21 protein-coding genes are annotated in these 26995 nt (G+C 67.9%); 7 read left to right on the forward strand and 14 right to left on the reverse strand.

Annotation, left to right across the window (positions count from 1 at the left end):
- Nucleotides 1-58 precede the first annotated feature (58 nt).
- A complete protein-coding gene (locus SPHME3_RS0101190) occupies nt 59-1720 on the reverse strand; it encodes an amidohydrolase (protein WP_026151787.1) in 1662 nt (553 codons plus the stop codon).
- 56 nt (nt 1721-1776) lie between these two features.
- Between SPHME3_RS0101190 and SPHME3_RS0101195 the strand changes: the two genes are divergently transcribed.
- The gene (locus tag SPHME3_RS0101195) at nt 1777-3018 is read left to right on the forward strand and encodes a threonine ammonia-lyase (RefSeq protein WP_017977681.1); all 1242 of its coding nucleotides are present in this window, start codon (nt 1777-1779) and stop codon (nt 3016-3018) included.
- A gap of 3 nt (nt 3019-3021) precedes the next feature.
- On the opposite strand, the gene SPHME3_RS0101200 is transcribed toward SPHME3_RS0101195, so the two are convergent.
- A complete protein-coding gene (locus SPHME3_RS0101200; protein WP_017977680.1) occupies nt 3022-3537 on the reverse strand; it encodes a hypothetical protein in 516 nt (171 codons plus the stop codon).
- A 146-nt stretch (nt 3538-3683) separates the two neighbouring features.
- On the opposite strand from SPHME3_RS0101200, the gene SPHME3_RS0101205 reads away from it, so the two are divergent.
- Together SPHME3_RS0101205 and SPHME3_RS0101210 are read left to right on the forward strand one after the other, a co-directional pair.
- Nucleotides 3684-4841: an IS110 family RNA-guided transposase gene (locus SPHME3_RS0101205; RefSeq protein WP_172436192.1), complete on the forward strand. Its 1158-nt coding sequence runs from the start codon at nt 3684-3686 to the stop codon at nt 4839-4841.
- A gap of 322 nt (nt 4842-5163) precedes the next feature.
- Nucleotides 5164-5661, forward strand: coding sequence for a hypothetical protein (locus SPHME3_RS0101210; RefSeq protein WP_018250504.1), 498 nt, complete (start codon nt 5164-5166; stop codon nt 5659-5661).
- Between the two features lie 112 nt (nt 5662-5773).
- Here the strand turns inward: SPHME3_RS0101210 and SPHME3_RS0101215 are convergent, their stop codons facing one another.
- Nucleotides 5774-6022 carry a hypothetical protein gene (locus tag SPHME3_RS0101215; protein WP_017977679.1) on the reverse strand — a complete coding sequence of 83 codons (249 nt, stop codon included), beginning with the start codon at nt 6020-6022 and terminating at the stop codon, nt 5774-5776.
- A 254-nt stretch (nt 6023-6276) separates the two neighbouring features.
- Between SPHME3_RS0101215 and SPHME3_RS0101220 the strand changes: the two genes are divergently transcribed.
- The gene (locus SPHME3_RS0101220; protein ID WP_024310446.1) at nt 6277-7068 is read left to right on the forward strand and encodes an arginyltransferase; all 792 of its coding nucleotides are present in this window, start codon (nt 6277-6279) and stop codon (nt 7066-7068) included.
- Nucleotides 7069-7074: 6 nt separating this feature from the next.
- Here SPHME3_RS0101220 and SPHME3_RS0101225 read toward each other — a convergent pair whose 3' ends face one another.
- The 5 genes from SPHME3_RS0101225 to SPHME3_RS0101245 all read right to left on the reverse strand — a co-directional run bounded on the left by SPHME3_RS0101225 (nt 7075) and on the right by SPHME3_RS0101245 (nt 14108).
- On the reverse strand, nt 7075-8037 hold the full coding sequence (locus SPHME3_RS0101225; protein WP_017977677.1) for a cell wall hydrolase: 963 nt from the start codon (nt 8035-8037) through the stop codon (nt 7075-7077).
- A gap of 355 nt (nt 8038-8392) precedes the next feature.
- Nucleotides 8393-9196 carry a transglutaminase family protein gene (locus SPHME3_RS0101230; protein ID WP_018250505.1) on the reverse strand — a complete coding sequence of 268 codons (804 nt, stop codon included), beginning with the start codon at nt 9194-9196 and terminating at the stop codon, nt 8393-8395.
- The gene (locus SPHME3_RS0101235) at nt 9196-10131 is read right to left on the reverse strand and encodes an alpha-E domain-containing protein (protein ID WP_024310445.1); all 936 of its coding nucleotides are present in this window, start codon (nt 10129-10131) and stop codon (nt 9196-9198) included. The genes SPHME3_RS0101230 and SPHME3_RS0101235 overlap by 1 nt, the downstream gene beginning before the upstream one ends.
- A gap of 190 nt (nt 10132-10321) precedes the next feature.
- Complete coding sequence (locus tag SPHME3_RS0101240) at nt 10322-11821, reverse strand: circularly permuted type 2 ATP-grasp protein (protein ID WP_017977674.1); 1500 nt, start codon at nt 11819-11821, stop codon at nt 10322-10324.
- 259 nt (nt 11822-12080) lie between these two features.
- Entirely contained in the window at nt 12081-14108 is a 2028-nt protein-coding gene (locus tag SPHME3_RS0101245; RefSeq protein ID WP_018250506.1) for a protein-disulfide reductase DsbD family protein, read from the reverse strand.
- Nucleotides 14109-14169: 61 nt separating this feature from the next.
- Here SPHME3_RS0101245 and SPHME3_RS0101250 point away from each other — a divergent pair, with 61 nt between their 5' ends.
- Nucleotides 14170-15867 carry an alkaline phosphatase family protein gene (locus tag SPHME3_RS0101250; RefSeq protein WP_017977672.1) on the forward strand — a complete coding sequence of 566 codons (1698 nt, stop codon included), beginning with the start codon at nt 14170-14172 and terminating at the stop codon, nt 15865-15867.
- 224 nt (nt 15868-16091) lie between these two features.
- Complete coding sequence (locus tag SPHME3_RS0101255) at nt 16092-17153, forward strand: sialidase family protein (protein ID WP_231291973.1); 1062 nt, start codon at nt 16092-16094, stop codon at nt 17151-17153.
- Nucleotides 17154-17268: 115 nt separating this feature from the next.
- Here the strand turns inward: SPHME3_RS0101255 and SPHME3_RS0101260 are convergent, their stop codons facing one another.
- Nucleotides 17269-18195: a right-handed parallel beta-helix repeat-containing protein gene (locus SPHME3_RS0101260; RefSeq protein ID WP_017977670.1), complete on the reverse strand. Its 927-nt coding sequence runs from the start codon at nt 18193-18195 to the stop codon at nt 17269-17271.
- Between the two features lie 202 nt (nt 18196-18397).
- On the opposite strand from SPHME3_RS0101260, the gene SPHME3_RS0101265 reads away from it, so the two are divergent.
- Entirely contained in the window at nt 18398-19606 is a 1209-nt protein-coding gene (locus SPHME3_RS0101265) for a cation:proton antiporter (RefSeq protein ID WP_017977669.1), read from the forward strand.
- A 185-nt stretch (nt 19607-19791) separates the two neighbouring features.
- Here SPHME3_RS0101265 and SPHME3_RS0101270 read toward each other — a convergent pair whose 3' ends face one another.
- The 5 genes from SPHME3_RS0101270 to SPHME3_RS0101290 form a co-directional block, all read right to left on the reverse strand.
- Nucleotides 19792-20667: a cupin-like domain-containing protein gene (locus SPHME3_RS0101270; protein ID WP_231291972.1), complete on the reverse strand. Its 876-nt coding sequence runs from the start codon at nt 20665-20667 to the stop codon at nt 19792-19794.
- Nucleotides 20668-21009: 342 nt separating this feature from the next.
- Nucleotides 21010-23697 carry a methionine synthase gene (metH, locus tag SPHME3_RS0101275; RefSeq protein ID WP_017977667.1) on the reverse strand — a complete coding sequence of 896 codons (2688 nt, stop codon included), beginning with the start codon at nt 23695-23697 and terminating at the stop codon, nt 21010-21012.
- 140 nt (nt 23698-23837) lie between these two features.
- Nucleotides 23838-24884, reverse strand: a complete 1047-nt coding sequence (locus SPHME3_RS0101280) for a homocysteine S-methyltransferase family protein (protein WP_017977666.1) — start codon at nt 24882-24884, stop codon at nt 23838-23840.
- 173 nt (nt 24885-25057) lie between these two features.
- Nucleotides 25058-25999, reverse strand: a complete 942-nt coding sequence (gene metF, locus SPHME3_RS0101285) for a methylenetetrahydrofolate reductase [NAD(P)H] (RefSeq protein WP_017977665.1) — start codon at nt 25997-25999, stop codon at nt 25058-25060.
- Nucleotides 25996-26964: an ArsR/SmtB family transcription factor gene (locus SPHME3_RS0101290; RefSeq protein WP_017977664.1), complete on the reverse strand. Its 969-nt coding sequence runs from the start codon at nt 26962-26964 to the stop codon at nt 25996-25998. Before SPHME3_RS0101290 ends, metF begins: the two co-directional genes overlap by 4 nt.
- Nucleotides 26965-26995 lie beyond the last annotated feature (31 nt).

The raw sequence follows: 26995 nt of genomic DNA on the forward strand, positions 1-26995 counted from the left end.
TATCCGGGAGTGAAGGGCCGCAGCATCGGGGGGTGCTGCGGCCCTTTTGGCGTGCGGCTTACTTCCGCTGCCACACCTTCTGGCCGCCGATCCACGTCTGTTCGACCTTGGTCGCGCGCAGGTCTGCGGGGGAGGCGAGCAGGGGGTCGCGGTCGACGATGACGAAGTCCGCCTTCTGGCCGGGGGCGAGGCGGCCGAAGCGATCCTCGGCAAAGCCCGCATAGGCCGCGCCGCCGGTATAGGCCCACCACGCCTGTTCGCGCGTGATCGCCTCCTGCGGCTGCCAGCCGCCGAACGGCTGGCCGTCGGGACCCTGGCGCGTGAACGCCGCCGCCCAGCCCGCCCAGGGATCGGGCTTTTCCACCGGATAGTCCGATCCGAACGCCAGCTTCGCGCCGTTGCGCAGCATCGACGCCCAGGCATAGGCACCGGCGAGGCGTTGCGGGCCCAGCCGCGCCTCGGCCATCAGCCGATCGCTCGTCTCATGGACCGGCTGCATCGACGCGATCGTGCCGTATTTGCCGAAGCGCGGCAGATCGACGGGGTCGACGATCTGCGCATGTTCGACGCGCCAGCGCCGGTCGCCTTTGTAGGTCTGCGCCATCTCGTCGATCGCATCCAGCACCTCGGCATTGGCGCGGTCGCCGATCGCATGCACCGCGACCTGGTATCCGTCCATCGCCGCGCGGCTCATCCGGTTGCGCAGCACGGTGTCGTTCATGAAGCCCGCACCCGTCTGGCCCGGCGCATCGGCATAGGGCGCCTTCAGCCACGCCCCGCGCGACCCCAGCGCGCCATCGGCGTAGAGCTTGACGCCGACCAGCTTCAGCCGATCGTCGTACAGCCACGGCGTCGGCCCGGTGCCGCCGATCTGCACCGTCGTATCCACCCCCATGCCATAGCTCATGATGCGCACGCGCAGGCCGCCGAGGTCCGCAATCCGGCGATAGGTCAGCCAGTCGTCGATGCTCGTGCCCATGTCGGCGGTCGCGGTGACGCCATAGCCGAGCAGGATCTCCTGCGCCTTCAGGAAGGCGGCGTTGCGGTCCTTGCCCAGCGGCTGGGGCAGGATCTTCACCACCAGATCCTGTGCCGCATCGACGAACACGCCCGCGGGCTGCCCCCCCGGCCCCTTCTCGATCCGGCCGCCCGCGGGCGACACGCTCTTCGCGGTGACGCCGGCGGCCTTCAGCGCGGCGCTGTTACCCCAGCCGGCATGGCCGTCGGCGCGCGCCAGCCACACCGGACGATCGCCGACCGCAGCATCGAGATCGGCGGTCGTCGGGAAGCGGCCCAGCCCCCAGGTCTCCTGATTCCAGCCGCCGCCGATGATCCACGCCTTGTCGGGATTGGCGCGCGCATAAGCGGCAATCTTCATCTGCGCCTCGGCGAGGCTCTTCGTATCCGACAGGTCGAGTTCGAGCGCGCGAAAGCCCAGTTCCATCACATGGCCATGCGCGTCGATCATGCCGGGCAGCAGATATTTGCCCTTCATGTCGGCCCGCCAGTCGAGCTTCTCCGGCCGTTTGTCCTTTGCCGACAGCAACCTGACGACGGCGCCCTGCGCATTGACCAGCATCGCCTGGAACCGAACGACCTTGCCGTCCTTGTCCAGCGTCATGCCGTTGACGTTATCGACCAGCCCGTCGGCCCCGGCCGCCTGCGAAGTCGCCAGAACCGCGGCCAGCGCCGCCACTATTGTCAAAGCCGATCGTGCCATAGCCTCAGCGCATAAGCGGTGTTCCCCCGCCGCACCAGATGGTCTAGCTCGGCGCCATGGCCACCAACCCTGCCGACACCGCCTCGCTCCCCGTCTCCATCGACGATGTGTACGCCGCCCACGCCCGTATCCGGGATGCGATCGTCCGCACGCCGACGCTGATCAGCAAGACGCTCAGCGAGATGACCGGCGCCACCGTGTTCCTGAAGTTCGAAAATCTGCAGTTCACCGCGGCGTATAAGGAACGCGGCGCACTCAACACGCTGTTGCAGCTGTCGCCTGAGGCGCGCGCCAAGGGCGTCATCGCCGCCTCTGCCGGCAATCACGCGCAGGGCCTCGCCTATCACGCCAACCGGCTCGGCATCCCCGCGACGATCGTGATGCCGCGCACCACGCCGACGGTGAAGGTGACGCAGACCGAAGGCCACAAGGCCAAGGTGGTGCTGGAAGGCGACACGTTCGACGCCGCTTATGCCCATGCCCGCGTGCTGGAGGCGGAGTGCGGCTTCACCTTCGTCCACCCGTTCGACGATCCGCGCGTCATCGCCGGCCAAGGCACCGTCGCGGTCGAGATGCTGGAGGACGTGCCGAGCCTCGACACGCTGCTGATCCCGATCGGCGGCGGCGGCCTCATCTCGGGCAACAGCGTCGTCGCGCGCGCTGCGGACCATCCGATCGAGGTGATCGGCGTGCAGGCCGAACTCTTCCCCTCGATGTACAACCGCATCCGCGGCACCACCCTGCCCTGCGCTGGCGACACGCTCGCCGAAGGTATCGCGGTGAAGGAGCCGGGCGGCATCACGTCGCGCATGGTGGCCGAGCTGGTCGACGACATCGTGCTGGTCGGCGAGCGCAATCTGGAAGAGGCGGTCAGCCTGCTGCTCCAGATCGAAAAGACCGTGGTCGAGGGCGCGGGCGCCGCCGGCCTCGCCGCGCTGATGGCCTATCCGGAACGGTTCAAGGGCCGCACCGTCGGCATCGTCCTGTGCGGCGGCAATATCGACACGCGCCTGCTCGCCAACGTGCTGCTACGCGACCTCGCCCGGTCGGGCCGCCTCGCCCGCCTGCGCGTGCGGCTGCAGGACCAGCCCGGCGCGCTCTACAACGTCGCGCGCATCTTCGACGCGCAACGCGTCAACATCATCGAAGTCTACCACCAACGCATCTTCACCTCCTTGCCGGCGAAGGGCCTGATCACCGACATCGAATGCGAAGCGCGCGACCGCGACCACCTCAACCGCCTGATCGCCGCGCTACGCGAAGGCGGCTTCGAAACGAGCATGGTGGAACAGGCGTAGGGGCTAGCGGATACTCCACGCATTTATGCAGCGTCCGTTCCATCCTGCGGGCGAAAGCCGCATGATGCACAGGCCCCCGTGGGCGGAAATACCTTTGCTGTAAGATACTTCCACCAGAGCGATGCGGCGATCGGTCGACAGGATGGGAGCGCTGAACGCAACCGCATAACCGCTCTTCTCCCCCACGGAGTCGTCCTTGTCCCATGCGCACTGCGGGACGAAACCGGGGGATACGGCCGCCGCCTCATGGGCCTCCAGGTCCGCAAACTCGCCGGGGGTCAAGCCGGTATAGCTTCGGAATTCCGGCCTATACTTCGCCAGAGGCGACGGGTCCGTTTTTGCAAGTCCGACCGTCGACAGATCGGTGTCGTGCCCTTCGCCTGTCGATATTCGATAGGCCTTTTGCAGCAACGTACACGTCTCGGGGGGCGTAACCGCTTGCGCAGGTGTCGGCGTCGACAGCGCCAGTGCGATAACCCAAAATGCCGGCATGATTCCCCCGACGATCAGACGGATCATAAACACCCCGCACCCCGGTACAATGATGCTTGGCGCCGGACGTCTTCGGGGAACCCGACACAAAAAAAGATCCCATGGGCGCGGGCTGGCGCCGGTTGAGGCAGACTGACCTTCCCGCTTTGTCGTGAAGGAGGTTGCCCGTGCCCGTGTCCGTCTCATGCCATGCCGCCGTCAGCACGCAGCTGAACGCAATCTTCGTGTCGCTGGAGCTGAGCCGCTCCACCTGGCTGGTGACGTCGCTGTCGCCGGGTCGCGGCGAGCGGATCTCGCGGCATCAGGTGAAGGGCAGCGACGTGCCGGCACTCCTGGAGCGGTTCGCGCAGTTACAGGCGAAGGCCGAGGCGCGGATGGGCGAGCAGTACCCGTTGGTCGTCATCCAGGAGGCGGGCCTCGACGGCTTCTGGATACACCGCTGCCTGGTGCGCGAGGGTATCGAGAGCTACGTCGTCGACGCCGCCTCGATTGCCGCTTCACGACGCAGCCGGCGCGCCAAGACGGACAAGCTCGACGGCGAGGCGCTGGTCCGCACGCTGCTGGCCTACAAGCGCGGGGAGCCGCGGGTGTGTGCGATGGTGGCGGTGCCGAGCGTCGAGGACGAGGACCGGCGACGCATCTCGCGCGAGCGGCGGGCTTTGGTCGTGGAGCGGGTGCGGCACGTCAACCGCATCAAGGGCCTGCTGTTCGCGCAAGGGGTCGGCGACTACGAGCCACTGCGCGCCGACCGGCGGGCGCGGCTGGACGAACTGGTGACCGGCGATGGACGACCGCTGCCCCGGCATGTTCGCCGCGAGATCGAGCGCGAGCTGGACCGGCTGGAGATGGTCGTCGGCCAGATCAAGCAGGTCGAAGCCGAGCGCGACGCGCTGCTCGAGCCGCGGTCGGATGCCGCCGGTGAGGCGGACACTGGTCCCCGGCTCATCCAGTTGCGCGGCATCGGTCCTGAGTTCGCCGGCGTGCTGCACGCAGAAGCGTTCTTCCGCAGCTTCAGCAATCGACGACAGGTCGCCGCCTATGCCGGGCTGGCCCCATCACCGTGGCAAAGCGGCAGCATGGACCGGGAGCAGGGCGTGTCCAAGGCGGGCAACAAGCGGTTGCGAACGACCATGATCCAGGTCGCCTGGCTGTGGCTGCGTCATCAGCCGGACTCGGAGCTGACGAAGTGGTACGCGGAGCGGGTGGGCGCGAACGGTGGTCGCGCGCGGCGGGTCATGATCGTGGCAGTCGCACGCAAGCTGCTGATCGCGCTGTGGCAGTTCGTCTCGGCCGGCGTGGTGCCCGCAGGCGCGCTGCTGAAGGCCGCATGAGCACGTAACCCGATACGAGTTCCCGCAGGGCATCGTCCCTGCCGGATCCAGGTGGACGGACCGGAGGTCCCTGTTGGCTTCAGATGCCGAAAAAAAGGTTGGTCCCGTCTCCTGAGCCAGACCCGACGCAAGCGGGATTGTGGTGCAGCCGCGCACGAGCGGCGACCGGATGTGAGGTTAGAGCGGACCGGTCACCGGGACGCTTGTTGCAACAGGCTCAGGCCAGTGATCCAGAAATTGAGGAGGACGACCATGGCCTGACGCTCTGACCATTCCTGACGATTGATCTGGAATGGCGACGACAAAGCGATAAGCTGGCGTCATGTACGCCGCACGAGCCAAGCGCACCTATCCTTCAATTTGGCGGGTGATCCTCGCCTTTGTAGTGGTCCCGGGCGCAGCCGCCTTGTTGATGGCTATTGCTATGCCAGCATATGAGGGCATCACCGATCCGCTCGAACGGATCTGGCGGAGCGCTGTGGCATTTGCCGTGTTTGGCGCTTACCCTCCAGCCTTTATCATCGGGCTCCCGGCGTTCTTCATGTTACGCCGACACGTCAATGCGACAATCATCAACTGCGCTGCGACTGGTGCAGTGGTCGCCGCTCTTCCCTGGCTCGTGCTCGCGTTAATAAGTCGACCGGATAATGCGAGCATTGATGGACGATCAACCGTCATCGACGGATCTTTGACTGCTTACGGATGGCTGATGAACTTCTACTACGTCGGCCAAATTGCCCTATTAGGCGCTATTGCAGGCGCGCTGTTTTGGTTCATTGCTGCGGCTGGCAGCCGAACCGGCAAGGTAGAACAGATATGATTGTGCGGAAGGAAAGAGGCTGCACGCTCTACCGCACAGCCTCTTGACCTGAGAACTCCCATGTGAGGGGCCGCGCCGTGGCGCGACCCCCGCTTTGCAGCTGAGCGAAAGCTCAGTTGCTGTCGGAATTGCCGTCATCGACGATCGCGACGACACCGATCGCCACCACGCTGGCGGCGATGATCGCGGCGAGCAGGCCGCCACCGGCGAGCTTGTTCTTTTGCGCCGACGGGGCGCTGGCGCGAACCGACTTGGCCACCGACAGCGACGCGGCGGGGTTCACGGGAGCCGCGAACGCCGGCGTGGCGATCGAGGCGGTGGTCAGCGCGAGCGCAGCGAGCGAGCCTGCAATCTTGGTCATCAGTCAACTCCGAAGTTACACCTAGGGACACGGCCAACGCACCATTTGGACCGAAGTTCCCGCACCGCAGCAATCAGGGTGCGGCGCAATATCGGCGCTGTTTGTCCCGGATCGGACCAACAGGCCGTGCTGGAAAGACTCTCTGCCGCCGATTAACCTTCTTTGATGGTAAAGCCGCTTTTCAGGACCGACGGGGTGATTCATATGTCGCCGCGGCGTATCGTGCGCCTGTCTGCTTCGGGGGTTTGTCGGCGGTGACTGCGCCTTTTCGCTTTCCGCGCTTCTTCGTCACCACGCCCGCGCCCTGCCCCTATCTGCCGGGCCGGCAGGAGCGGAAGGTGTTCACCGAATTGTCGGGCCCACATGCCGCCGAGCTGAACGACGCGCTTGGCCGCATCGGCTTTCGCCGGTCGCAGGGCGTCGCCTATCGCCCCTCGTGCGCGGGCTGTGCCGCCTGCGTGTCGGTGCGCGTCGTCACCGACGAATTCGTGCCCAATGCGACGCAGCGCAAGTTGCTCCGCCGCAACGAGGATCTGGAGGTCAGCGCCTGCCGCCCCTGGGCGACCGACGAACAGTTCCAGCTGCTGCGCCGCTATCTCGGCGCGCGTCATCCGGGCGGCGGCATGGCGGGGATGGACGAGGAGGATTATGCCGACATGGTTGAGCATTCCCCGGTCAATTCGCACGTCATCGAATACCGCACGCCCTCGGTCGGGGGCGTGCGCGGCCAGCTGGTCGGCGCCTGCCTGACTGACCGGCAGGCGGACGGGCTGTCGATGATCTACAGCTTCTTCGACGCGGATGGCGACGATCCCGCGACCGCGCGGCCGGGCCTCGGCAATTACATCATCATGGACCATATCCTGCGCGCGCGGGACAGCGGCCTGCCCTATGTCTACCTCGGCTATTGGGTGAAGGGGTCGGCGCGCATGGCGTATAAGACGCGCTATCGCCCGATCGAGATGCTGGGCCCCAACGGCTGGCGCGCGCTGACCGACGAGGAACTCGCCCCGCCGCCGCTGCCCGACGCGATGGCGGTCGCCTGACGCGGCTCAGGTCGGGTCGGATTCGGCGCCGATCACCGCACCCTCGGTCATCAGGCGCCGCGGCGCCTCGCTGCCGCGATGCACGCGAACGCCCGCCGCGATCATCATCTGTGGAGCAGGCGCGTCCGCCTTGGGGGCATCGGTTGTGGGCGCCTCGGCGACGCTCGCCACCGGCGTCATCCGGCCGCGATGCACCGTGACGCCGCGATCGTCCTGGCTGTCGCGATACAAAGTCGCGACCTGCGGCTGCGCTGCGCCATCGCCACCGCCCGCAACCACCCCCGGCTCGACGCCCGCATAGGCCGCACGGAAGCTGAGCGCGCTCTCCATCGCGCCGCGCCAGCGGTAGAAGATATGCGCGCCGACCGACCCGATCCGCGTCAGGCTGGACGCCCACCACGGCAGGATCGCATCGGTGTGGTAGAAGGTCGCGCCCCCCACCGGGGCATAGACGTTGCCCGCCAGCGCCGCCTCGGCAACGCTGCGCGCCCGCGCCCAGGCATAGGGTTCGCGGCGATGCGCCATCGATCCGTCGCAGGTGAAGCTGAACTGGCAGCCCGTGCGCCGGGTCGATCCCTGGAACACCACGCCGCAGACGCTGTGCGGAAAGGCACGGTCCCGCACGCGGTTCAGCACCACCTGCGCGACGGCGCGCTGGCCATCGATGGGTTCGGACCGCGCCTCGTAATAGACCGCCGCGGTCAGGCAGTCGGTGGCGCGCGCCGCATCCTCTTGGCTGTGCATCTGCGCGAGGAAGGGCGGCGCGGCCTGCGGCGCAACGGCCGCGGCATCGTCGCCGTCCACCGCATCGCGCAGGCTCGCAGGCAGACCGGCGAGCCCCGGCAGATCGCCCGGCACGTCGAGCGCCAGATCGCGCAGCAACTGCCGCGGCGTCGGCGGCGGCACCGCCTGCGACACGCGACTGACGCCCTGCCGCGGCGGCACGCACGACGCAGCGCTGACCAGCATCACGCCAACCCATGCGTATCGCAGCCTCGAGATGCGGACATACCCCACGCTGCCCGCCTAACGCCCGCGGAGTTGTGATCCGGTTAACTGCGTTTGCGGAGGGGCGAGACGCACGAACAGCCCCTTTCGTCATCCCGGCGCAGGCCGGGATCCACGGATGCGGAATCCTTGCCGCATCACGCGCCAACCGACGTTCCGACACCATGAATCCCGGCGTCCGCCGGGATGACGAAAGGAATGCGCCCCCCCCATCGTCATTCCCGCGAAGGCGGGAATCCAGACGCGCTACCGTCTCGGCTCAAGTCGCACCGTCAGCGGACATGCACCCCGCAGGCACCGCGAAAACAGCACGCGCCTATTGCGCCGCCGACACCTTCACCGCGACGTCCAGCTCTTCCTCGCCCTCGCCCAGCCGCGATCCCGCCACCGGCGCCGCGCCCGCCGCATCCAGCGCCGCCGCGACGCGGACGCTTTCCTCCTGCGGCGATCGCCCCGTGCAGGGATCGAACCCGACCCAGCCGAGCCCGGGCACATGCGCCTCCGCCCAGCCATGCGGCGTCGGGCGCAGCGATCCTTCGACGATGCTATATCCCGACACATAGCGCGCCGGGATGTCGAGACTGCGCGCCGCCACCGCGAACATCTGCGCCAGATCGCGCGACGTCGCTGCCTCGCGCGTGAACGCCACCGCTGCGCTCAGCCCCGCCTCCGGCCGCCGCCGGTCGAGCGCAAAGCGGCCATGGAACGCATGGTTCAGCCGGTGCAGCTGCGCGATCACGCCGTCCGCGCCCGCCACCGCCTCGCGCGCATAGGCCGCGATCGCAGGATCGCGCGGCGTTGCGTCGGTCGCGCGCAGGAACACCGCGGGCGGCAGCACCTCGTTGACGCCGCGCACCACGCCATCCGAATGGCTGGTCAGCACCTCGCCGCGCACCGCAATCTCGATGTCGAGCAGCGGCCCTTCGACGTACAGCATGGTGACGGCATTGCCGAAGCCGTCGCGTCCGCGCCGCATCGTCGCGTCGTGATCCACGTCGATCCGCCAGCGCGCCACCGTCTGATCGTGACTGTTTTCGGGCGTCATGCGCAGCATCTGGACGAGCCGGCTCTGCGGCTCGCTGAAACGATAAACGGTGCGGTGATCGATCGAAAGGCGCATCAGCCGAACCGGAACTGGCGGCCGATCGCCTCGTGCAATTGGCCGTTTTCGCGGATGAAGGCTTGCAGATATTGGTGCAGCCCGCTGGCGATCACCTCGCCCGACCGCGTCCGCCCCAGCCGCGCGGCGCGCATCCGCGCCATCCGGTCCGCCTCGCCATGCGCGCCGGTGCGCTCGGCGAGCAGGCCGAGCAGATCGACCGTCGTCTCGGCGGAGGCGAGCAGGCTGCGCGGCAGGTCGCGGTTGGCGATCAGCAGGTCGATGACGTTCGCCGGCGTCAGCCCGTCCGAATACAGCCAGCGATAGGCGGTCACCGCCGACACCGTCTGCAGGATCGTCGTCCACTGGTCGCGATCGACCACGCCGCCCACGGCCTCGCCCTCAGGCAGCAGGATATGGTATTTGACGTCGAGCAGCCGCGCGGTGTTGTCGGCCCGCTCCACCGCCTGCCCCAGCCGGATGAACCAGTGCGACTGGTTGCGCAGCATCTGATGCACCGCGCCCTCGAAGCCGCGCGTCTCGTTCTTCACCGCCTCGACCAGGCTCAGCGTCTGCGCGGTGTCGCCCACCTGGTTGCGGTTTTCGAACACCAGCCAGGCGCGGTTGATGGCGGTCCACGCCTCGCGGCTCAGTGCGGTGCGCACCGCCTTGGCATTGTCGCGCGCGCGGTCGAGGCAGCGAATCACCGATCCCGGGTGGCTGGTATCGAGCGTCAGAAAGCGCACGACCTCGGTCTGCCGCAGCGCCGCGCCACTGGCGGCGAACGCCTCTTCGGTTTCGGTGACGGCAAGCGCCGACGACCAAGCGATCTCCCCCGCCGGCCGCGACGACATGACGTCGAGCCGCACGGTCGCCTCGATCAACCGCGCGATGAAATCGGCCCGCTCGAGATAGCGACCGAGCCAATAGAGCGACGCGCCGGTGCGGGAGAGCATCATGCGAAACGCTCCCCGGCCAGTGTGGCACGCACCCCACGCCCCACCCAACCCGTCACCCCGGACTTGGTCCGGGGTCCACCGAGCCGCCGAGGCAGCGTCCGAGCCTCATGCCATCCCCCTCGCCGCGGAGTGGACCCCGGAACACGTCCGGGCTGACGGAGGGTTCGTGGGTAATGGTGCGACACGCTCACGCCACACCCCCCTGGCTCTGCGTCATCCCACCCATCGTCTGCGTCTGCCCCTGCCGCGGCGTCTCTTCCGCCATCAGTACGAAGCTGTCCTTCGTCCCCCCGCCCTGGCTCGAATTGACGACCAGCGACCCTTCCTTCAGCGCGACGCGCGTCAGGCCGCCCGGCACCACCTGCACCCCGCACGATCCGGTCAATACGAAGGGGCGGAAATCGACATGGCGCGGCGCGACGCCTGCATCGGTCAGCGTCGGCACGGTCGACAGCGCCAGCGTCGGCTGCGCGATATAGCGGTGCGGCTCGGCAACCAGCGCGGCGCGGAACGCCTCGATCTCGGCCTTGCTCGCCGTCGGGCCGACCAGCATGCCATAGCCGCCCGACCCGTCGACCAGCTTCACCACCACCTCGTCCAGATGATCGAGCACATAGGACAAGGCCTCGGGCTCGCGGCAGCGCCACGTCTCGACATTGGGCAGCTTCGCCTCGCCGCCCGAATAGAAGCGGACGATCTCGGGCATGTAGCTGTAGATCGCCTTATCGTCGGCGATGCCGTTGCCCGGCGCGTTGATGATCGCGACGTTACCCGCGGCATAGGCCGCGATCAGCCCCGGCACGCCCAGCATCGAATCGGGACGGAACACCAAGGGATCGAGGAAGTCGTCGTCGATCCGGCGATAGATCACGTCGACCTGCACGCGGCCCGCGATCGTGCGCATCCACACGCGATCGTCGTCGACGACCAGATCGGCCGCCTCGACGAGTTCGATGCCCATCGAATCGGCGAGGAAGCTGTGTTCGTAATAGGCCGAATTGTAATGACCCGGCGTCAGCACGACGCAGACCGGCTGGCTGCCGCGCCCCGGCGGCGCGACCGACTTCATCGTCTGGAGCAGGCGATCGGGGTAGCTGTCGACCGGCTCGACGCGATATTCGCGGAACAGCTCGGGGCACAGCCGCACCATCGCCTCGCGGTTTTCGAGCATGTAGCTCACCCCCGATGGCGTGCGCGCATTGTCCTCCAGCACGAAGAACTGGTCGGGCCCGGTGCGCACCAGGTCGATGCCGCAGATATGCGCCCAGATGCCGTGCGGCGGGCGCATGCCGGCGATTTCGGGGCGGAACTGCGGGTTGCCGAGGATCAGGTCGGCGGGCAGCACGCCCTCTTTCAGGATGCGGCGCTCACCATAGATGTCGTCGAGGAAGGCGTTGATCGCCTCGACGCGCTGCACCAGCCCCTCGGACAGGCGCGCCCATTCGTCGTGCAGGAACACGCGCGGCACGATGTCGAACGGGATGATCCGTTCGCGCGTGTCGGTGTCGCCATAGACCGCGAAGGTGATGCCCAATTGGCGGAAGGTATTTTCGGCGGCCTGTTGCCGACGGCGCAGATCGTCATCCGGGGTATCGGCGAGCCACGTGCCCAAGGCTGCCAGTTCGGGCCGCGGCGGCGTATCGCCGTGCTGCCCCATGATCTCGTCGAACGCCGGTCGTTTCCCCATCGGAACGATAAAGCCCCCCTGCCAGCTTCGGTTCCATGCTGCGAGGAATCGCTGCGCCGCACAAGAGGGGAATATTCAACCAGTTCCACCCAGGCGAACCCCCCAAGTCCTCCCCCGCCAGGGGGAGGTGGCAGCGAAGCTGACGGAGGGGGAGGACGGCGGTGTCCTGTACAATGGGCACCGCCGTCCTCCCCCTCCACCATTCGGCTGATGCCGAACGGTCCCCCTCCCCCTGGCGGGGGAGGACTTCGACTTGAGGTTATTTCAGCTCCGCCAGCATCCCCGGCGTCAGCACCTGCGGCAACACCCGCGGCTCGGCCGCTCCCGGCGCATAGTATAGATACAGCGGCACGCCCGCGCGGTTATGCGCCTGGATGAACCGCCCCAGCGCCGGATCGCCATCGGTCCAGTCGCCGACCAGCACCGCGACATTGTTGCGCTCGAACGCCGCACGCGTCGCGTTCGTGTCAATCGACGAGGCTTCGTTGACCTTGCACGACAGGCACCAGTCGGCGGTGAAATAGGCGAAGACCGGCCGCCCCTGCTTGCGCAGGCTCGCCAGCCGTTCCTCGCTGAACGCATCGCCGCCGGTGTGCGCGGGCTTCACCGCGCCGCCGGTCAGCGCCGCCGCCAGCCCCGCCGGCACCACCAGCGCCGCCAGCGCCAGCGCCCAGCCGAAGCCCTGGCCTCGCCGCTGCCGCGTACCGCCCAGGCTCAGGATCACGCCCGTCGCGACCAGCGTCGCGAGGCCGAGCGCCAGCCCCATCGTCCCCGCCTGCCGCCACGCGAGCCACAGCAGTGCGAGCACCGTCAGCGCCATCGGCACCGCGAGCACACGACGGAACCGCTCCATCCACAGCCCCGGCTTGGGCAACCGCCGCCGCAGCGCCGGCACGAACCCGATGGCAAGGAACGGCAGCGCCAGCCCCAGCCCCAGCCCCGCGAACACCGCAAGCGCCGCCGGCCACGGCAGCACCAAGGCCGCGCCCAGCGCCGCGCCCATGAACGGGCCGCTGCACGGCGTCGCAACGAAGGCGGCGAGTGCACCGGTCGCGATCGATCCCGCCGCCCCGCCATGGCTGGCGAAGGCGGGCACCGGCACCTCGAACCGCCCGGCGAGGTTCAATGTGATCGCAAAGGTCAGCGCGATCAGCAGCACGACGATGCGCGGGTCCTGCAATTGGAACGCCCAGCCGACCGCCGATCCGCCCGCGCGCAGCGCCAGGATCAGCGCCCCCAGCCCGACGCACATCAGCACCGTGCCCAGCATATAGCCCAGCGCATCGATCCGCGCCGCGCGCTCGTCTGATCCGCCGCGCGCCAGATGCAGCGCCTTCAGGCTCAGGATCGGGAAGACGCAGGGCATCACGTTCAGGATCAGCCCGCCCAGCACCGCGCCGGCAAAGGCGAGCAGCGCCGCCATCCAGCCGCTGCGATCGTCGGGCGACGCCACCGTGCCGGGCTTGGCGGTCACGCTCAGCCCCAGATCACGGCCGATGCGCAGCACGCCGGCGATCTCGCCCTTCGGCGCGCCCTCGGTGGTCAGCAGCAGCCGGTCGCCGTCGCGCGTCACGCTTTGCGCCGCGGCATATGTCACCATGTCGGGGCCATAAGGGAAGAAGGCGACGTCGGAGACTTTGGCCGCGGCGGGCAGCGGCACCGCCATCACCAGCTTGCCGTCCGTCACCTGATAGGTCGCGGCGGCATCCAGCGGCTTGGGGATCGCCGCGCGCCAGCGGTCGAAGTCCGCGCCATGCGACGGTGCGCCATCCCCGATCGTCAGGTCCAGGCTCAGCGCCTGCGCCTCGGGCACGCAGATCGTGTCGGTGCAGACGAGATAGTTGATCGCCAGCCGCACCGGCAGCCGGGTGCCCTTGGCCAACCCCGCCGGCACCCGCAGCGTCGCGAGCGGCGCATAGGGCGCCTCGTAGACGTAATTCATCAGCCCCGCGACGACGAGCGTCGAGGGCACCGGCCATTGCAGGTCGGGCGCGGCGGTCACGCCCTTGGGCAGCGTCCATTGCAGCGCGGGCGCGAACCCCGCATCGCCCGGATTGCGCCAATAGCCGTGCCAGCCCTTTTCGGGCTGCGTCGCGATCGCGATCGTCAGCGCCTGGCCGGCGCGCGGACTGTCGCTTTCCGGCACCAGCTGCATGGCCAGGTGCGGCGCGCCGCCCGCGGGGGCGAGGTCGGCACTCGCCGGCACCGCCCACAGGCTCGCCACAATCGTCATCAGCGCGCAACACAGTGCGCGCATCGCCACCACCGCCGTTCGCGGCTTGCCCATTCTTGCCCGATCCATCGCCGCCCGTCATAGCGGCGGCGGTTTCGTAACACGAGTACCCTCGATGAAAGCGCTGATCGCCGCCGCCCTGTTCGCCACCGCCGCCGCGCCGGCGATCGCCCAAACCGCGCCCGCGCCGGGCTTTCGCCCCGAACCGAGCCCCGCGCCCCGCATCCCGACGTCCGCCCCGGCTCCCGGCGCGACCAGCACCGCGCTCAGGACGCCGCCGAAGCTGATCGTCGCCATCTCGGTCGACCAATTCTCCGCCGACCTGTTCCAGCAATATCGCAATCACTTCACCGAAGGCTTCGCACGCCTGCTGACCGGGGTCGTCTTCCCGTCGGGCTATCAGAGCCATGCCGCGACCGAGACGTGCCCCGGCCATTCGACGATCCTCACCGGCATGCGCCCGGCGCACACCGGCATCGTCGCCAACAACTGGGTCGAGCAAAACATCGCCCGCGCCGACAAGATCGTCTATTGCACCGAGGACGAAACCGTCCCCGGCACCGACCACGAACATTATGTCGTCAGCGACAAGCATCTGAAGGTGCCGACGCTGGGCGAGATGATGAAGGCCGCCGATCCGCGCACCCGCGTCGTTTCGGTCGCGGGCAAGGATCGCGCCGCGGTGATGATGGGCGGTCACAAGGTCGACGAACTCTGGTGGTGGGACGGCAAGACCTATTCCAGCTACGCCGGCCGGGCCGTGCCCCGCGCCGTCCAGCGCGGCCGCGACGCCGTGGCGGCGCTGGTCGCCAAGCCGCAGGAACCGCTGCCGCTGCCCTCTTATTGCGAGGCGCTCGACCGACCGATCACGGTGGCGGGCAAGGTCTACGGCCAGGGCCGCTTCGCGCGCGCGGCGGGTGACCTCAAGGGCTTCCGCGTCTCGCCCGCCAGCGATGCCGCAGTGTTCGCGATCGCCGCAGGGCTGATCCAGGACATGGGCCTCGGCAAGGGGCCGCAGACCGACATCATCGATATCGGCGCGTCGGCGACCGACTATATCGGCCATGCGCTCGGTACGCAGGGCACCGAAATGTGCATCCAGATGGATCAGCTCGATCACACCTTGGGCAGCTTCCTCAACACGCTCGACAGCTGGGGCATCGATTACGAGGTCGTGCTGACCGCCGATCACGGCGCGCACGACATGACCGAACGCCAGCAGCAGCATGCGATGCCGATGGAGGAGCATGTCTCCGGCGACGCCTCGATCAAGGTGGTGAATGCCGCGCTGATGCGCGAGTTCGGCCTCACCGTCCCTGCGCTGGTCGGCGCGGAGGGCGACGTCTATCTCGGCAAGGACCTGCCCGCCGCGCTGCGCCCGCGCGTGCTGGCCGAGGCGCAGAAGCGCTTCGCCGCGATGCCGCAGGTCGCCGGCGCCTTCACCCGCGCGCAGATCGCCGCCACGCCTTTCGCCACCACGCCGCCCGAAAACTGGACTCTGCTGGAACGCGCGCGCGCCTCGTTCAACCCGGACGTGTCGGGCGACCTGCTCGTCCTGCTCAAGCCGCGCGTGACGACGATCGAGGAGCCGAAGGAAGGCTATATCGAAACGCATGGGTCTCCCTGGGATTACGACCGCCGCGTGCCGATCCTGTTCTGGCGCAAGGGCATCGCCGGCTTCGAACAGCCGCTGTCGGTGGAAACGGTCGACATCGCGCCCACGCTCGCCGCGACGATCCATCTGCCGGTAAAGGGCCTCGACGGCCGCTGCCTGGACCTCGACCCCGGCACCGGCGATACCTGCGCACGATGACGACCCCGCGTTTGCCACTCCGCTCGCCCCACCCACACCGTCACCCCGGACTCGTTCCGGGGTCCACCGGGCCGCGGGGGCAACGTCCGAGCCTCCAGCCATCCCCCTCGCCGCACACCCCTCGTCACCCCGGACTTGTTCCGGGGTCCACCCAGCCGCAGGGGCAGCGTCCGAGCCTCCAGCCATTCCCCTCGCCGCAGAGTGGACCCCGGACCAAGTCCGGGGTGACGAAGTGGGTGGGATGGCTGGCGCTCGTCATCACGGCCGCCGCCACGCCTGCACTGGCCCAATCCCCCATCCTGCAATCCCAGTTCATCGACCCCGCCCCGCCCTACCCGCAGGCGCACGCCTCGACGATCGTCGAACTCCCCGACGGCCAGCTCGCCGCCGCCTGGTTCGGCGGCAGCGGCGAAAGCCGACCGGACGTGAAGATCTGGTTCGCCCGCCACAGCGCCCAGGGCTGGGACACGCCCGTCGCGGTCGCCGATGGCCGCGGCGCGGACGGCAAGCTCTACCCCACGTGGAACCCGGTGCTGTTCCAGCCCGCCGGCCAGCCGCTCCATCTGTTCTACAAGATCGGCCCCAACCCGCGCGACTGGTGGGGCATGGTCATCACCTCCACCGACGGCGGCCGTCACTGGAGCCAGCCGACGCGCCTGCCCGACGGCATCCTCGGACCGATCAAGAACAAGATGTTCGTGACCCGCGACGGCAGCTGGCTCGCGCCGTCCAGCCGCGAAGTCGGCACGCCTGAAAAGAACCGCTGGTTCCTCAAGATGGAACGCTCCACCGACCGCGGCAAGACATGGCAGGCGGAGGCGGAAATCCCCTCGCCGATGAATATCGAGGCGATCCAGCCGAGCGTTTTGTCCTATCCCGACGGCCGTCTCGAACTGATCTCCCGCACTCGGCAGGGCGCGCTGGCGATGAGCTGGTCGAAGGACGACGGCAAGAGCTGGTCACCGCTCGCCGCGATCGACCTGCCCAATCCCAATGCCGGCACCGATGCGGTGACGCTGCAGGACGGCCGACAGCTCATCATCTACAACCACGCCGCGCACCGCCCCGACACGCCCGGCGACGGCCCGCGCTGGCCGCTCAACATCGGCGTGTCGGCAGACGGCGTCGACTGGCACAAGGCGCTGACGCTGGAATCGAAACCGATGCCCGACGGCTACGCCTATCCCGCGGTCATCCAGACCCGCGACGGCCTGGTCCACATCACCTACACTTGGAACCGCACGCGCATCCGCTACGTCGTGGTAGACCCCAAGAAGCTGAAATAGCGCCCAACCGCCGTTCGCCCTGAGCCTGTCGAAGGGCACCTCTCCACACGGGCGACGGTGCGCGGGATACCCGCCCTTCGACAGGCTCAGGGCGAACGGGAGGGGGCTCCCCCCCTCACCGCGTCTCGAACATCCGTATCCCCGGCCCCAGCCGGTTCGCCCCCACCGCCAGCCGCTCGTGGCTCAGGTCCGCGACGAACGCGGGATTCGTCGGCGCCCCCGGCGCCAGCCGCGCGTCATTGCCCTCGATGCGCAGACCGGCGGATGGATAGGTCTTCGCCTCCGCAGCGACGACGATCAGCCCGCTGTGATTCTCCTTGGCCTTGCCCTGCACGAAGGTGTTGCGCGTGATCAGCCCCCGCGCGCCCTCCGGCAGGTCGATCATGTAATTGGTCTTCTGCCCCGCCGTGTCGTCGAAGCTGTTGTCGCTGATCGTCACATTGGGCACGCGCAGCTTGACGTAATGCCCACCGCGACCGCGTTCGAAGCGCGAATTGGTGATCGTCACCTGCCCGCGATTGGCGAGGTAGATGCTGTGTGCGCAATCGGGCGTCTCGTCGCACTGGCCAAGGCCGGAAAAGGTCGCATGGTCGATCCGGATGCGCTGCCCGGTCGGCTCGCCGCCCAATATGCCTTCCTGGCTGTCGAGGAACATGGAGTTGGTGACGGTCAGGTCGCCCATTTCGGTGCGGATGCCTGCGCCATTGCCGTCCGGCACGCGATAGCCGCGGAACACGAGGCCATCGACCGTCGACCCCTGTCCGCGCAGCACCAGCCCGGCCTTGTCCTCGCACGCGGTCGTTTCGAAGATCGCGGTGCCGGGCTGCGTGGCGCGGAAGGTGATCCGCCCGCCCTGCTGCACCGCGCATTGCCTGTAGACGCCGGGCGCGATGCGGATCGTTCCCGTCCCCATGCGGATCGACGACACCGCCTCCTGCAGATCGGTAAAGCCCTGCCCCGTCTCGACGACGGTGAACGGCGCCTGCTGCTGGGCAAAGGCGGGGCTGGCGACGAGGGCGAGCGCGATCAGGGTACGGGTCATGGCCGCAATCCTGCCGCCCGCCCGCGCGCCGCGCCAGCGCCAATCGCGGTTAATGGATCGCCCCGTTCTTTCATGGGGTTAGCGGACACAGAACGTGTCCCAGCGCGGGTCAGAAAAAGCATTGCGGACGCGGATGGGAGGGGGCAACAAACATGCCGCAGCGCGTCGGGGGGACACGCCGCACCGGGGATATTGTCCAATCATGCACGCGATGTCGGCGACCGAGGTGTTCCTCCTCGCCATCCTGATCATCTTCACCCTGCCCTATGCCGTGTGGCGGCTGGGGCGGACCGATTATTGGGCGCCGCTGGTCGTCGTGCAGATCATCGGCGGCATCCTGCTGGGGCCAGGCATCCTAGGCGCGATCTTCCCCGATTATTACGCCTTCGTCTTCGCGCCCGCGACGATGGGGGCGCTGAACGGCATCGCCTGGTGGTCGGTGATGCTGTTCGTCTGGGTGGCGGGCCTGGAGCTCGACGTCGGCGAGGCGTGGCGGCGGCGGCGCGAAACGGGCGTCACCGCCGGCCTCGCCTTGGGCGTGCCGCTAATCGCGGGCAGCCTCGCCGCGCTCGTCATCCTGCGCTATCCCGGCTGGCGCGGGCCGAGCGGTGCGAACTGGCAGGTGGTGCTCGGCATCGGCATGGCCTGCGCCGTCACCGCGCTCCCCATCCTCGTGCTGCTGATGGAAAAGCTCGCCATCCTGCGCGCGCCGCTGGGCCAGCGCGTGCTGCGCTACGCCAGCCTCGACGATATCGCGATCTGGGGCGTGCTCGCGCTGATCCTGCTCGACTGGGAGCGCGTCGGGCGACAGGCGGGCTTCCTGATCGGCTTCGCCGTCGCGACCTGGGCAGTCCGCAAGCTGTTGCGCGCGCTGCCGGAAAACGATCGCTGGTACGTCGGCCTGATCTGGCTGGCGCTCTGCGCCTTCGCCGCCGACTGGGCCGGCCTGCACTTCATGGTCGGCGCGTTCCTGGCCGGCGCGGTGCTCGACGCGCATTGGTTCGGCGAGGCGCGGATGGACCGGTTCCGCGGCACCATCCTGCTCGCGGTGATGCCCGTCTATTTCCTGTCGACCGGCCTCAAGACGCAATGGGGCATGGGCGGCGCGTCCGTGTTCGCGGTCGCCGCGCTGCTGCTCGCCGCGTCGGTGGGCGGCAAGCTCGCCGGCATTCACCTGGCGGGCCGCATCCTCAAATGGCCCAAGGGCGATGCCAGCGCGATCGGCTGGCTGCTCCAGACCAAGGCACTGATCATGATCATCTTCGTCAACATCCTGTTGGACAAGAAGATCATCACCAGCGAAACCTTCACCGCGCTGCTGCTGATGGCGGTCGCCAGCACGATGCTGACCATCCCCGTCGTCGCCCCGCAACTCCGCCGCAACCCCGGCCTCGCAAAACGCGGGTTTTAAGGCCAATTCCTCCCCCGCCAGGGGGAGGTGGCATGCCGCAGGCATGACGGAGGGGGAGGTAAGGGTAGCGCTTCGTTACTAGGGACGTTCCTGTCCGCCCCCTCCGTCACCGCCTTTGGCGGCGCCACCTCCCCCTGGCGGGGGAGGACTGTACAACCGCGCGCGAGGTCGATCGGCCCGAGCCCTCACCGGTTCGGCGGGAAATCCCGGAACGCGTCGTTGGGCCAGATGAAATTGTGATAGGTCAGCATCGCGCTGAACGACAGCGCCTCGACCTGGTGCCACCAGCCGACCGGCATGAACAGCGCATCGCCGGGGTGGATATCGACATGATAGCAGCGCGCCGAGAGCACCTCGGGATATTGCGCCACCTTGTCGTCGCTCATGATGTCGTGGACGTCGCTGAATACGAAGTCATTGTTGGCGAGCTTCGACGTCTCTTCGGGCGGCAGCAGGAACAGGCGCTTGGTGCCCATCAGCTGCACCAGCAGATTGTTGTTGAGGTCGTGGTGCAGCGGCGTGAACGTGCCCTTCGGCCCGATCCAGATGCTGCCGATCCGCTCGTCCAGGAACGGCACCGGCCCGAAATCGCCCATCAGCGGCTGTAGCGCCACCGTATTGGCGACGTTGTTATAGGCGGTGATATAGGCGTCGTTGCCGGTGTCGGCGCTCGTCACCATCTCGATATAGGCGTCGAACGGCATGGTCCGCGTATGGCGCGTCTTGGCGATCTCGAAATCGGGGGCGCTGTTGCGGCCGCCCTGATAGGTGATCTCCGCCGAGCCGACCTTGCGCGCCAGCTTCTTGGTCGTCCACTGGCGCACCGCCGGCCATTTCGCCGCCAGCCCTTCGATCACCACCGGAATGCCCGGCGCATAGAACAGGTCGAGGAACGTCTCCGCCGACACCGGCCCGCGAATGCGCGGCACCGCGGTCAGCACCGGGCTCAGCGCCTGCTGGCGCTGGCGCGTCCGCACCCGCCACGCATCGCGCTCCGCGGCGACCGAGGCGAAGCCCGGCAGCGCGACACTGCCCGGCACGGGTGGAAGCTGGAGACACATATGGCAACGTCCCTTGGCATATACGGGCACGCCCTGCGGCACGCCCTTCCTCGCCGCTGCCTATCGGGAAGTGGTTAACAATCCGGTAGCCATAGAAACGGTGCATTCAGTCCTCCCCCGCCAGGGGGAGGTGGCATGCCGTGAGGCATGACGGAGGGGGAGGTTAGGGTAGCGCTTCGTTACCGGGGACGCTCCTGTCCGCCCCCTCCGTCACCGCCTGTCGGCGGCGCCACCGCATCGGGTCGATCGTGCCCCCGGCATGATCTTGAACGGCCGGGGGCCGTTCATCCCGATGCGCCCTGGCGGGGGAGGACTGAACCACCGTAATTAAGTCGGCCCGCCTCAGTCCAAATTCGGCCGCAGCCAGCGCGTCGCCTGCTCCACCGAGACGCCGCGCCGCGTGGCGTAATCCGCCACCTGATCCTCGCCGATCCGCGCCACGCCGAAATATTCCGCCTGCGCATGGCCGAAGTAGAAGCCGCTCACCGCCGCGGTCGGCAGCATCGCGAAGCTGTCGGTCAGCTCCAGCCCCGCATTGCCCTGCGCGTCGAGCATCTCGAACAGCGTCACCTTCAGCGAATGTTCGGGACACGCCGGATAGCCCGGTGCCGGCCGGATGCCGCGATACTGTTCGCGCACCAGCGCCTCGTTAGTCAGCTGCTCGCCCGGCGCATAGCCCCACAAATCGGTGCGGACATGCGCATGCAGCCGCTCCGCGAACGCCTCGGCCAGACGATCCGCCAGCGCCTTCAGCAGGATATCGTTGTAATCGTCGTTGTCTGCCTTGAACCGCGCCAGATGCGGCTCGATGCCGTGGATGCCGACCGCGAAGCCGCCCATCCAGTCGCCTGCCGGGTCGATGAAATCGGCGAGGCACATGTTGGCGCGGCCTTCGCGCTTGGCGATCTGCTGGCGCAGGAACGGCAGCCGCACGCTCGCTTCCTGCGTGCGGTCGAGGTTCGGGATCTGGAAGCCTTCGGGAATGCTCGCGCCATCGGGGCTGCGATGCGCCTCGCGATGCTGGGTATAGACCCACACGTCGTCGTCGTGACGATGGCACGCCCACAGCCCGGCAACGCCGCGCGCGGTCAGCCACTTCTCCGCGACGATCCGGTCGAGCATCGCCTGCGCATCGGCATACAGGCTGCTCGCGCTCTCGCCGACCACCTCGTCGGTCAGGATCGCCGGGAAGTTGCCGGCAAGCTCCCACGCACGGAAGAACGGCGTCCAGTCGATATACGCCCGCAGGTCGGCGAGGTCCCAGTCGTCGAACACATGCACGCCCGGCTGCGCCGCCGCCGGCGCCTTCAACGCCATGTCGACGCTCAGCCCCCGCGCCCGCGCCTCGGCCAGCGGCAGCAGATCGTTCTGCCCCTTGTTGGCGCGCGCGATCCGCACCTTCTCGTAATCCTCGGCGACCCCGGCGACATAGGCATCGCGCTGCGTGTCGCTAACCAATGTCGTCGCGACGCCGACCGCGCGGCTGGCGTCGAGCACATGGACGATCGGCCCGTCATAGGCGGGCGAGATGCGCAGCGCGGTATGCACCTTCGACGTCGTCGCGCCGCCGATCAGCAGCGGCATCGACATGCCGGCGCGCTTCATCTCTTCGGCCACCGTCACCATCTCGTCGAGGCTCGGTGTGATGAGGCCGCTGAGGCCGATCATATCGGCGTCATTCTCGTTCGCTGCCTCGAGGATCTTCGACCAGGGCACCATCACGCCCAGATCGACCACCTCGAAGCCGTTGCACTGGAGCACGACGCCGACGATATTCTTGCCGATATCGTGGACGTCGCCCTTCACGGTCGCGAGCACGATCTTGCCCTTGCCCTTCGCGCCCGGCTCCTTGGCGGCTTCGATGAAGGGCAGCAGGTGCGCCACCGCCTTCTTCATCACGCGCGCGGACTTCACCACCTGCGGCAGGAACATCTTGCCGCTGCCGAACAGGTCGCCGACGACGTTCATGCCGTCCATCAGCGGGCCTTCGATCACCTCGATGGGGCGCGCGAACGCCTGGCGGCATTCCTCGGTATCATCGACGACATGCGCGTCGATGCCCTTCACCAGCGCATATTCCAGCCGCTTGACGACCGGCAGGCTGCGCCATTCCGCCGCCGCCTTCTCCGCCACCGCATCCGTGCCGCGGAATCGCTCGGCAAGCGCGACCAGCCGGTCACCCGCCTCGGGATCGCGGTTGAGGATGACGTCCTCGCACGCGGTGCGCAGTTCGGCATCGATCGTGTCATAGACGTCGAGCTGCCCTGCGTTGACGATCCCCATGTCCATGCCCGCCGGAATGGCGTGGTACAGGAACACCGAATGCATCGCGCGGCGCACCGGCTCGTTGCCGCGGAAGCTGAACGACAGGTTGGAGAGGCCACCCGAGATATGGACGTGCGGGCAGCGCGCCTTGATCTCTTTGCACGCCTCGATGAAGTCGACGCCGTAATTGTTATGCTCCTCGATCCCCGTCGCCACCGCGAAGATGTTGGGATCGAAGATGATGTCTTCGGGCGGGAAACCGATGCCCATCAACAGGTCATAGGCGCGCGCGCAAATCTCGACCTTGCGGTCCTTGGTGTCCGCCTGGCCCACCTCGTCGAACGCCATCACGACCACCGCGGCGCCATAGGCCATGCAGCGCTTGGCGTAGTGAAGGAACGACTCCTCGCCCTCCTTCATGCTGATCGAATTGACGATCGGCTTGCCGCTGACGCACTTCAGCCCCGCCTCGATCACGCTCCACTTGGAGCTGTCGATCATGATCGGCACGCGCGCGATATCCGGCTCGGCGGCGATCAGCTTCAGGAAGGTCGTCATGGCATGCTCGGCATCGAGCAGCCCCTCGTCCATGTTGACGTCGACCACCTGCGCGCCATTCTCGACCTGCTGACGCGCGACCTCGACCGCGCGCGTATAGTCGCCCGCCATGATCATCTTCTTGAACGCCGCCGATCCGGTGACGTTGGTGCGCTCGCCGATATTGACGAACTGGGCAGAGGAATTGGTCATCGTCTTTTCTTCCAATCCTCCCCGCTCGCGGGGAGGGGGACCGCTCGGCGAAGCCGAGGGGTGGAGGGGGCTCTCCACCGGCGATATCGTGTGTGGAGAACCCCCTCCACCATACTGCGCATGGTCCCCCTCCCCGCGGTCGGGGAGGATTGGGATCACGCCGCCATCGTAAACGGCTCCAGACCGGCCAGCCGCGTCCGCACCGGCGGCGTCGGGATCGTCCGCGGCGCAACGCCGCGCGCCATGTCCGCGATCGCCTTGATGTGCGCCGGCGTCGATCCGCAGCAGCCGCCCAGCACATTGACCTGACCCGCGCTGGCCCATTCGCCGACCAGCCCCGCGGTCGTCGACGGCGCCTCGTCATACGCGCCGAGCTCGTTGGGCAGCCCCGCATTGGGATAGACCATGATCAGCGTGTCGCACGTCTCGCTCAGCGTCTTGACGTGCGGCCGCAGCTGCTCCGCGCCGAACGAACAGTTGAGCCCGATCGTCACCGGCTTGGCATGCCGCACCGCATGCCAGAACGCCTCGACCGTATGGCCCGACAGGTTGCGCCCGGAGAGATCGGTCAGCGTCATCGACAGCATCAGCGGCAGGTCGCGCCCCAGCGCCTCGGCCGCGTCCAGCGTCGCCATGATCCCCGCCTTGGCGTTCAGCGTGTCGAACACCGTCTCGATCAGGATGAAGTCCGCGCCGCCCTCGACCAGCGCATCGATCTGCTCGCGATACACGTCCTTCAAATAATCGAAGTCGATCTCGCGATAGCCAGGATCGTTGACGTCCGGGCTCAGCGACAGCGTCTTGTTGGTCGGCCCGATCGCGCCCGCAACGAAGCGCGGGCGGCCATCCTTCGCCTGGAATTCGTCGGCGATGCGACGGGCGAGCTTCGCGCTCTCGACGTTGATCTCGCGCACCAGAGCTTCCGCGCCATAATCCGCCTGGCTGATCCGGTTCGCCGAGAAGGTGTTCGTCTCCGCGATATCCGCCCCCGCCTCGAAATAGGCGCGATGGATCGCCTCCGGCACCTCGGGCTTGGTCAGCGCCAGGATGTCGTTATTGCCCTTTTGGTCGTGGGACAGCCCCAAAGTGCCGGCATAATCGGCCTCCGAAAGCTTCCAGTTCTGGATTTCGGTCCCGAACGCCCCGTCGGTGATCAGGATGCGCTTGGCGGCTTCGCCCAGGAAGGTGTCGCGTATGGTCATCAAAGTCCGTCCTAAAACAAGTCCTCCCCCGCCAGGGGGAGGTGGCGCCGCGAAGCGGTGACGGAGGGGGCTGTAAGCGGGAGACCCGTCATCCAGTCTGCCGCTTGCCGCCCCCTCCACCATTCGGCTGGCGCCGAACGGTTCCCCTCCCCCTGGCGGGGGAGGACTTTCATTCACGCCGCCGCCGCGTCCTGCATCGGCTTCGCCCGCACGCCCAGCAGGTGGCAGATCGCGAACGACAGCTCCGCCTTGTTGAGCGTGTAGAAGTGCAGCGACTTGCAGCCGCCCGCGTACAATTTGCGGCTCAACTCCGCCGCCAGCGTCGCCGCCACCAGCTGCCGCGCGGCGGGATGATCCTCCAGCCCGTCGAACAGCCGCGCCAGCCACGCCGGCACCTCGGTGCCGCACATCTTGCTCATGCGCACGACGCTGGCGAAGTTGGTGACCGGCATGATTCCTGGCACGATCTCCGCGGTGATCCCGGCGGCGGCCACCTTGTCGCGATAGCGGAAGAAGGTTTCGGGCTCGTGGAAGAATTGCGTGATCGCGCGCGTCGCACCCGCATCGATCTTGGCCTTCAGATTGTCCAGATCCGCCGCGACGCTCACCGAATCGGGATGGCATTCGGGATAGGCCGCGACCGAAATCTCGAACGGATGCAGCCGCTTCAGCCCCGCGACCAGCGCGGCGGCATTCTCATAGCCGCCCGGATGGCTTTCGAACTTCGCGCCCGCCGCGGGCGGATCGCCGCGCAGCGCGACGATGTGGCGCACGCCCGCCGCCCAATAATCCTCGGCGACCTGATCGATCTCCGCCCTGGTCGCCTCGACGCAGGTCAAATGCGCCGCCGCCGCCAGGCTCGTCTCGCGCTGGATGCGCGCGACGGTGGCGTGCGTGCGCTCCCGCGTCGAGCCGCCCGCGCCATAGGTGACGGAGACGAAGCTGGGGCCGAGCGGCTCCAGCGTCCGCACCGCTTCCCACAATTGCTCGTCCATCTTCTCCGTCTTGGGCGGGAAGAATTCGAACGACACGTCCAGATGGCCGCCCACGTCCGCGTACAGCGGTGCCTTCAGCGCGATCTGCGCCTCTTCCAGCTGGTTCACCGAAATCGTCATGCCGCTCCAACCTTCTGCAAAGGCACCTCACGCAGGCTGGCGCCGGACTTGCGCCCCAGCCATAAAGTCACCGTCAATTCGCCGCCGCCCAGCGTCTCCGTCCGGGCGAGGGCGAGCCCCGCATTGCCGAACCAGCCCGCGATCTGATCGTCCGCAAAGCCCAGCCGCGTGTGCGCGTTGCGGGTGCGCAGCTCCTCGCGATCGTGCGGCGCGAAATCGACGATCAGCAGCCGCCCGCCCGGCCCCAGCACGCGCGCCGCCTCGGCGATCGCCGCGCCCGGCTGCTGCGCGAAGTGGAGCACGTGGTGCAGGATCGCGACATCCGCCGCGCCGTCCGCCATCGGCAGCGCATACAGGTCCGCCTGGCGCAGCTCAGTGTTGGGCCGGTCGTGCAGCTTCGCCCGCGCCAGCCGCAGCATCTCCGACGACCGGTCGATGCCGAGCGCGCTGTCCGCCTGGTCGCCGAACAGCTCCAGCATCCGCCCCGTACCCGTACCGATATCGATCAGGCTGCCGAGCGGCCCGGTGCCCAGCACCGCCGCCATCGCCGCCTCGACCTCGCTCTCGGCGACGTGGAGCGATCGGATCGCATCCCATTCGCCGGCATGCCCCTCGAACCACGCCGCCGCGCTCGACGCGCGATCGGCGCGCACCGCGGCCAGGCGCGCGGCATCCGCCACCGCCCAATGATCGGGCTCATATTGCGTCCAGGCGTCGATCGCGCCCGCGACCGGCTGCGTCGCCGCCGTCTCGCCCAGCGCCACGAACACCCAGCTGCCCTCCTTGCGCCGTTCGGCAAGGCCCGCATCGCACAAGATTTTCACGTGCCGGCTGACCCGCGGCTGGCTCTGCCCCAGCACCTGCGCCAGCTCGCCCACCGACAGCTCCATCGTGCGCAGCAGCGAGAAGATGCGCAGCCGCGTCGCGTCGGCAAGGGCACGGAAGATGTCGAGTGCATGGGCCATGATCGCATCAACATATAAAGATATCTTTATA

The sequence above is a fragment of the Sphingomonas melonis DAPP-PG 224 genome, from assembly GCF_000379045.1.
GTDB classification, from domain to species: domain Bacteria; phylum Pseudomonadota; class Alphaproteobacteria; order Sphingomonadales; family Sphingomonadaceae; genus Sphingomonas; species Sphingomonas aquatilis.